Raw genomic sequence first — 8493 nt, 5'->3', positions numbered from 1 at the left:
ACGGCGTGAACCAACAATGGGATTGCGGGGAATACCAGAAACCGAAGTTCATTTGAAAGACTTACACGTTCCATCTGACATGATGCTACAACCTCCTTCTGGTATTCGAAAGGGTTTTGGTGATTTGATGACGGCTTATAACGGGCAACGTGTAGGGGCTGCGGCGGTTGCACTTGGGATTGCGGTTGGGGCCTATGAACAGGCAGAAGATTTCATCCAAAAACGGGAACAGTTTGGTCGCCCGATCTGCGAGTTTCAGGGGTTACAGTGGATGCTTGCCGATATGTCCGTTCAAATCAGCGCAGCAAGGGCTTTAATTAATGAAGCTGTCTCTGGGGAAGGGTTCCCCGATAAAATGAAGGCTGCACAGGCAAAGCTCTTTACATCTGAGATGGCTGTCACCGTGACCAATAACGCACTGCAAATGCATGGAGCTGCGGGTTATTCAAGACGCAACCCGGTTGAGCGTATGGTTCGTGATGCGCGTATGTTTACCATCGGCGGTGGTACAGCACAGGTTCTCAGAAATGTGATCGCTTCTGATTTGCTAAAACGCAAGTTTCCCCAGACAAGAGATGGTTATCTGGTGCGTACCGCTGATAAATCTTCCATGGAAGATCTGCGATCTGTTGTTGACCGTAGTCCCGAGTGCTAAAATACTGAGTGATAAGGTACTGCTAAACAACTGATTTTAGGTAACTCGCTTTTTGAAGCGGGTAGCTAGTGTTGTGTGTAATTGACTAATTTGAAAGAAGCCGAGATGAGCTTGACGACCGCTGATATTCTTGCCCAACGTCTTTTTGATGCAGGATGCCGCCATGCATTCGGTATTCCGGGCGGTGAGGTTCTAAGTGTGATGCATGCACTTGATCGGGCCGGGCTCGAGATTGTATTGACCAAGCATGAAAATGGTGCGGGCTTTATGGCCGAAGGTACTTACCACCGCACGGGCGCACCGGGGGTTCTTTTTGCGACGCTGGGGCCGGGCATGGCAAATGCCTACAACGTTATTGCCAACGCGCATCAGGATCGAGTGCCGTTGATCTTTCTGACAGGTAGGGTCGATGACTATGATATGGCCAGCTATACGCATCAGGTTTTTGATCATTGCAAGGCGTTAGAACCCGTGGTGAAGGGCAGCTTTACACTTATTGATGGTGCTGTTGATCGTGTCATTGATAAGGCCTTGTCGTTGGCTCAATCAGGTCGCCCGGGGCCTGTGCATATTGATGTGCCGATTTCTTTGGCAGCAAAGCTTCAGGATGCTGCACCAAAGCTATGGCAACCAAAGTATTTGCCAACAGCCCCAGCCGAGAGCGCTGACTTTGTCGATCTGAGAAAACGCTTGTCCAAGGCTGAAAGGCCTTTGGCTATTTTAGGTTTGGAGATTCTTAGTGAGGGCTGTGAAGCGGTAGTAAAAAATTTCCTTCTTAAGCATGGGATCCCATCTGTTGCGACCTACAAAGCGAAAGGGGTTGTTCCCGATGATCACTCCCTTTCTCTTGGTGGCGCAGGACTCTCCCCAAAAGCAGATAAAACAGTCCTGCCTCTGATTGAGAAAAGTGATTGTATTTTGCTGATCGGCTATGATCCCATCGAAATGCGCCACGGTTGGCAGGATGTTTGGCAACCAGAAAAACAGTTTGTTGCAGAATTTACCCTTGAGCCAAATCTGCATGGTATGCATCGGGCTAGCTGTACTTTTGTTGGTTCCTTAGCGCCTGCGCTACAGGTATTGGACCAAGGATTAGAGCTTGGAGCTATTTGGCGTAACGGTGACTTTGCAAAGGCAAAAGAAGATATCTGCGCTGCATTCCCTAGGGATGAAGAATGGGGGCCATCTGCGATTGTTGATGAAGTGCGTAAGGCTTTGCCTGATCATGGGCTTGCATCTGTGGATTCCGGGGCACATAGAATTTTGCAAAGTCAGCAATGGATCTGTTGCGAGCCGCATACGCTTATTCAATCCAGTGGTTTGTGCACGATGGGCTGTGCTTTGCCTTTGGCAATGGGGGCCAAAGTCGCGTCACCAGATTTACCCGTCGTAGCCTTTACGGGTGATGCAGGACTAGAGATGATCCTTGGGGAGTTATCGACACTTAGAGATTTGAAGCTACCTGTTGTTGTTGTTGTCTTTGTGGATGCATCGCTTGCGTTGATAGAATTGAAGCAACGCGGAAGTGGCAGGGAAAACCTTGCCGTTGATTTCGGTGGAACTGATTTCGCAGCCTTGGCTGATGCTATGGGGGGAATTGGTATTAATGCTCGAAACCGTAAAGAGTTACAAACTGCACTGAGTTCAGCATTTGACGGCGACAAATTCACATTGATCGCGGCTCATATTGAACGTGAGTCTTACGACGGGAAGTTCTGATCTTCTGATCCAGCCTAGGATCAGGCCTTTAGAAGTTAGGTACCCATCGAAAATAATAAAGGCGGCCATAGAGCCGCCTTTATTGTGTAAAAAAATCGGAAAATCTACTAACTGATTTTAGCTAAGCTTTCCGTGGCAATGTTTATATTTTTTGCCTGATCCACAAGGGCAGGGAGCATTACGGCTGGTTTTACCCCAAGTTGACGGATCGTTTTGATCAAACTCTTTTGCTTGTACGGTTGTTGCGCCAGCTTGTTGTACTGCCGGGTCTTGCCGAGACTCGTGCATTTCTTGTTCTTGGCGCGGAACAGTTGCATCTTCAGGCGTCTGTAGTTCGAAACGATGCATAAGCATTGTAAGTTCGTCACGTACGGAATCGAGCATGCTCTCGAACATTTCAAAAGCTTCACGCTTGTATTCATCCAGCGGATTTTTTTGTCCGTATGCACGAAGACCAACAGCTTGTTTCAGATGATCAAGTGACAGCAGATGCTCTTTCCACTGCTTGTCGAGAACCATAAGAAGTAATTGTTTTTCCAGAGAACGCATAACCTCTGGGCCATAGTTCGCAGTCTTGGCGGCCATTTTTTCGTTACTGGCTTGAAGAATACGATCCAGAATTTCCTGATCGGCAATACCTTCTTCTTCGGCCCAGTCTTTAACAGGCAGATCCATTGCAACAAGGCGCATACACTCTTCGTGCAGACTGTCCAATTCCCATTGTTCTGAATAGGCATTGGCAGGGATTGTGCGTGTTACGAGATCTTCGAGAACTTCATGGCGCATGGAAGCCACAGTGTCTTTGACTTCTTCTGCAGACATCACTTCTTTGCGTTGTTCGTAAATAACCTTACGCTGGTCATTCATCACATCATCAAACTTGAGGATGTTTTTACGAATTTCAAAGTTTCTGGCTTCGACTTTTTTCTGCGCTTTTTCCAGTGCTTTATTCACCCATGGATGAATAATTGCTTCGCCGTCTTCAAGGCCAAGCTTCTGGAGCATTGAATCCATACGCTCAGATCCAAAGATACGCATCAGATCATCTTCGAGGCTGAGGAAGAATTTTGATGCGCCTGGGTCTGATTGACGGCCTGAACGTCCACGAAGCTGATTGTCGATACGTCGGCTTTCATGACGCTCACTACCAATCATAAACAGGCCACCTGCCTTGTTCACAATTTCTTTGTTGGCAGCAATTTCAGCCGCAATTTCTGCCGCTTTCGCTTGCTTTTGCGCATCATCAGAAATGCCGAGGGTTTCATGCTCTATACGCATTTCCTCGTTACCGCCAAGCTTAATGTCTGTTCCGCGACCCGCCATGTTTGTGGCAATTGTTACTGCGCCGGGTGAACCCGCCTGGGCAACAATCATCGCTTCTTGTTCGTGATAACGGGCGTTTAGAACCTTGTGCTCAATCTTCTCTTTCTGGAGAAGGGCGGCAAGATATTCTGATTTTTCAATTGTTACCGTACCAACAAGAACTGGCTGCTGACGTTCATGACATTCTTTGATCTGCTTGATAATCGCGGCGTCACGTTCTTGCCCTGTACGATAGACTTCGTCATCGTGGTCAATACGAATACAAGGCAAGTTCGTCGTCATGGAAATAACGTCTAGCCCATAGATCGCCGAAAATTCTTCGGCTTCGGTCATTGCTGTACCCGTCATCCCAGCCAACTTGGGATAAAGTCGGAAGTAGTTTTGGAAGGTGATCGATGCTAACGTCTGATTTTCGTTTTGAATTTCAGCATTTTCTTTTGCTTCAAGTGCCTGATGAAGACCTTCAGAGAAACGACGCCCTTCCATCATACGGCCCGTGAATTCGTCAATGATAACGACTTTATTGTCTTTGACGATGTAATCTTTATCGCGCTGGAATAGCTTATGCGCTTTGAGGGCCTGATTGATGTGGTGAAGTGTGCTGACGTTCTCTATTTCATAGAGAGAACCTTGCATAACCCCATCATCCATGAGTTTTTTCTCTATGAAGTCAACGCCTTCGTCAGTCAAAGTTACTGAGCGCGTTTTTTCATCAAGTTCGTAATGCTCTTCGGTTAAGAAGGGAACATATTTGTTTATGGTAATATAGCTCTCTGATGAGTTTTCTGCAGGGCCAGAGATAATAAGCGGGGTCCTAGCTTCATCAATGAGGATCGAATCTACTTCATCGACAATCGCATAGTTAAATTCTCTTTGAACCATCTGGTCGATTTCGAACTTCATATTGTCGCGAAGATAATCAAACCCGAGTTCATTGTTCGTGGCATAGGTAATGTCACAAGTATAGGCAAAAGCTCGTTCTTCTTCACCTTGGCCAGGAAATACACAACCAACAGTCAGACCTAAGAAACGATAAATCTGCCCCATCCATTCGGCATCACGCTTGGCAAGGTAATCGTTGACGGTAACGACATGAACACCCTTGCCTTCAATCGCGTTCAGATAAACAGGTAAGGTTGCAACAAGTGTTTTACCTTCACCTGTTGCCATCTCACTGATCATGCCACGGTGAAGGACAATGCCGCCCATCATTTGAACGTCAAAGTGTCTCAAACCAAGAGTTCTGCGTGATGCTTCACGAACGGTCGCAAAAGCTTCAGGAAGAATATCTTCGAGTGTTTCTCCTTGCTTCAGGCGATTACGAAAATTCTCTGTTTGTCCTTTGAGATCATCGTCAGATAGCGTCTCAAGCTTTGATTCAAAGCTATTGATTGAGAGGACAATAGAGTTAAGGCCTTTAAGGTAGCGGTCATTGGCAGAGCCAAACATCCGCTTCACAAGCGCGCCGAGCATAGAGTACCCCTTGCGTGAAAACGCAGTTCAAGATTTGGTTATAAAAAGTCAATGTGAGACATAGGGCGCAGGCTGGCGGATGTCAATGTGAAGCTGGATTCAGAAGGTATAAAATAAAGAACGGAGTCTGCATTGATTGCTTGATTTTATTGAATGTGTTTATTTCCGTGATACTTGCTTTAGGTTGTAGTGACTTTGTTGTAGTAAGGATAAACTTTTTATTTCTTCTGAGCTGGAGCCAGAGTTTAAATGAATTTTCGTAAAGTTATTATCCTTTCCACTGTATTGATGGCGGTTGGCTTTGCGCAGGATAGTAATGCGCAACAAAACTATGAAGACGAATGGAAAGAAGAACAACGCGAAAGTGGTCGCGAACTTTTGAAGTTTCTTTTTGGCGATAGTGATGAGGAAGAAACGAACCCAGATGATGAGAAAATAACCGAAGAAGAGACGGACACTGTTTCTGATCCTGCACCTGAGGAAAATACAATCACTGTTGATGACAGTGTTATCGAAACAAAGGCAGTAGAGCCGGTTGTTGTGGAGTCTGTACCCGATACCCCAGAGACGGTAACCCCAGAGACGGTAACCCCAGAGACGGTACCCCCCGAGGTCGAAGTTGTCCCCGGCCAGGAAAGAGAAGGGCTGGTCCCGCCACCTGGATTTACAGAAGAAGTCGATAAGCAGCCCAAAAATACCCCTGCAAATGGTATCGTCGTAGAAAATCTGTCAACCACACCAACTTCTGAAAATACAAATTCCAAAAGCGGTGAGGATCTGGAAAGTACCCAGATAGCGCCGAACGAACCCCCTGAAGTCGCCCCGAGCAAAACGGAAAGCGAATTGGATCGTCTGGATCGAGAAAATCCTGTCGTAGCTGTTGTCGAAGGCGATGAGATTTATTGGCAGGACATAACGCAGGCGGCTAAAAAATTGCCCGAGCAATATCAAGGACAGTTGGAAACAATGTTTCCTATACTTCTGGATCGTGCCATTGATCTGAAGCTTTTGGCGCACGCTGGTGCCGATGCGGATATGGATGAAAAGGAAGATGTAAAAAGGAAGCTGGCCATTGCAGAGGAAAAAATTATCCGCGATGCCTATCTAGAAGAGCAGCTAGGCGAAATGATCACTGAGAGTATGCTTAAGGACAGATATTTTTCTTTGCTGAGAGAGAATATTGTCAATGCAGAAATCCGGGCACGTCATATTCTAGTTGAAACACGTAATGAAGCTCTCGCTTTGATCATCGCTTTGGATAACGGTGCGGAATTTCACCTGTTGGCAAAAAAATTCTCCAAAGGCCCTTCGGCTGATAAAGGTGGTGATTTGGGGTGGTTCAAGCAAAAGGATATGGATCCAAACTTTGCATCGGCTGCTTTTTCTTTGGCACCGGGAACCTACACAAAAGCGCCAGTAGCCACGGAATTTGGTTGGCATGTTATTAAGTTGGAAGACAAGCGGGATGTTAAACAGCCAACCTTTGAATCTATGAGGTCTGAAATTAAAGATCAGATCAGTCGCGAGTTGGTTGCACGCATGGTGCGGGATTTAAGACAAGATGCAGATATATCTGTTTTTCCCCGCTAATTAATTAAAAATGAACATATCGCCTTTCTCTTGACACAGTCATGGGATTTGGTGCTGATCGATTAAAAGAGAATGATCTAAAAGCCATTATTCTCTAAATATTATAAATAAGGAGTTATCTTTAAATGTCTGCAAAACAGATTATTTTTCCTCTTGTCGGTATCGTTGCCCTCGCGGGTGCAGCGTATGCTGGTTATTCCTATGGAGTAAAAGGGGGAACACTACCTTTCCTTGGTGGTGATCAGGCTGCTGAGGTAGCATCAGATGCTCCTGCTGCGGATGATCCGATTATGGCCAAAGTCGGTGATATTGAAATCCGCCGTTCAGAGGTCGTGAAGTTTGCAGAAAGCATTCCAAACATTCCACAGGAACAGATTGAACTTATTATACCGGAACTTGTTGGTCAGGTCGTTGATCTTAAATTGATTACCAAAGAAGCAACGACGAGCGGTTTGGGCAATGATCCCGAAGTTCAAAAACGTGTTAGTGAAGTTAAAGAGAGAATTCTGGTTGAAATTTTCTTGAATAGAGCTCTTGAAGAAGAAGTGACCGACGAAGCTGTTGAAAAAGCCTATCAGGATTATCTGACGGAAAATCCTCCGGTTCGTGAAGTGTCTGCCCGCCATATTCTTGTCGAAGAAGAAGAAGTCGGAAAAGATCTGATCAAACAGTTGGACGAAGGTGCTGATTTTGCGGCTTTGGCCAAAGAACATTCTACTGGCCCAAGTGGTCCTGGTGGTGGTGATCTTGGTTTCTTTCAGGCTGAGCAGATGGTTAAACCTTTCTCTGATGCTGCGTTTGGCATGAAAGTTGGGGAACATTCTGCTGCCCCGGTACAGACCCGATTTGGTTGGCATGTCATTAAAGTTGATGCAGAACGCGATTCTGAACAACCCAAAAAAGAGCAGCTTGATGGTCAGCTTCGTTCTGAACTTTCAAGAAGTGCATATGAAAGTATTGTCGAGAACCTCAAAAATGGGGTAGAGATTGAAATAATTGGTGCTAAGGCTGAAGAAGCCGCGCCGGCAGAAGGTGAAGAAAAGCCAGAGGGCGAAGAGAAACCTGCCAGCGAATAATGAAAAAAGCCCGGTTTTACCGGGCTTTTTAATGGCTGTTGGAATCTGGCTGTGAATAGGTAGGATTTGTTTTATGGAATTGCAAAAATCTCCACTCGCCCCCGCGGGTTTTCCGGAAATGCCAGAAATAAGTGGCGTGTCACTATCAACAAAAGCTTGTGGCGTGAAGTATAAAGGTCGTGCCGATGTTCTTTTGATGAGCTTTGACAAAGGAACAACAATTGGCGGAGTTTTAACCCGTTCGCTTACCTGTTCAGCGCCAGTTGAATGCTGCCGCGATCATTTGAAATTTGGCGAGGCCAGAGCGATCGTTGTGAACTCTGGCAATGCAAACGCTTTTACGGGGCGCTTGGGTAAAGCATCTGTTGGGCGAACGGTCGAGGCAACTGCCAGAGAGCTGGATTGTCCTGAAAATGCTGTTTTTGTAGCTTCGACCGGTGTGATTGGTGAGCCACTGCCCGATGAAAAAATAACATCAGCCCTGGGTGATTTGAAAACGGATCTATGTCCCGATAGCTGGCAAGACGCTGCCGAAGCCATTATGACGACAGACACTTTTGCCAAGGGAGCCACAATCACAACTCAGATTGATGGGAAAACGGTAACAATTAATGGTATTGCCAAAGGATCAGGAATGATTGCTCCTGATATGGCGAC

6 protein-coding genes are annotated in these 8493 nt (G+C 46.2%); 5 read left to right on the top strand and 1 reads right to left on the bottom strand.

Going from position 1 to position 8493, the window contains the following annotated elements:
* Positions 1-655 (top strand): acyl-CoA dehydrogenase family protein (locus Q0241_RS03155; protein ID WP_299372946.1); only part of this gene is annotated, 655 nt, incomplete at its 5' end.
* Between the two features lie 105 nt (positions 656-760).
* Entirely contained in the window at positions 761-2374 is a 1614-nt protein-coding gene (locus Q0241_RS03150; protein ID WP_299372944.1) for a thiamine pyrophosphate-binding protein, read from the top strand.
* Between the two features lie 117 nt (positions 2375-2491).
* On the opposite strand, the gene secA is transcribed toward Q0241_RS03150, so the two are convergent.
* Positions 2492-5170, bottom strand: a complete 2679-nt coding sequence (gene secA / locus Q0241_RS03145) for a preprotein translocase subunit SecA (RefSeq protein WP_299372942.1) — start codon at positions 5168-5170, stop codon at positions 2492-2494.
* Positions 5171-5419: 249 nt separating this feature from the next.
* Between secA and Q0241_RS03140 the strand changes: the two genes are divergently transcribed.
* From Q0241_RS03140 to Q0241_RS03130, 3 genes are all read left to right on the top strand, one after another.
* Entirely contained in the window at positions 5420-6760 is a 1341-nt protein-coding gene (locus Q0241_RS03140) for a peptidylprolyl isomerase (RefSeq protein WP_299372940.1), read from the top strand.
* 125 nt (positions 6761-6885) lie between these two features.
* Entirely contained in the window at positions 6886-7836 is a 951-nt protein-coding gene (locus Q0241_RS03135) for a peptidylprolyl isomerase (RefSeq protein WP_299372938.1), read from the top strand.
* Positions 7837-7909: 73 nt separating this feature from the next.
* The coding region (locus Q0241_RS03130; protein WP_299372935.1) for a bifunctional ornithine acetyltransferase/N-acetylglutamate synthase at positions 7910-8493 on the top strand (584 nt) is incomplete at its 3' end.

Source organism: uncultured Kiloniella sp. (assembly GCF_937128705.1).
Taxonomy (GTDB): Bacteria; Pseudomonadota; Alphaproteobacteria; order Kiloniellales; family Kiloniellaceae; genus Kiloniella.
The sequence above is the reverse complement of the archived record's forward strand: the minus strand, read 5'-3'. Positions and strand labels throughout refer to the sequence as shown.

Bases quoted from the DNA above. Each gene is read 5' to 3' on its own strand.
- Q0241_RS03150 (WP_299372944.1), top strand. From the start codon at position 761: ATGAGCTTGACGACCGCTGATATTCTTGCCCAACGTCTTTTTGATGCA.
- secA (WP_299372942.1), bottom strand. From the start codon at position 5,170: ATGCTCGGCGCGCTTGTGAAGCGGATGTTTGGCTCTGCCAATGACCGC.
- Q0241_RS03140 (WP_299372940.1), top strand. From the start codon at position 5,420: ATGAATTTTCGTAAAGTTATTATCCTTTCCACTGTATTGATGGCGGTT.
- Q0241_RS03135 (WP_299372938.1), top strand. From the start codon at position 6,886: ATGTCTGCAAAACAGATTATTTTTCCTCTTGTCGGTATCGTTGCCCTC.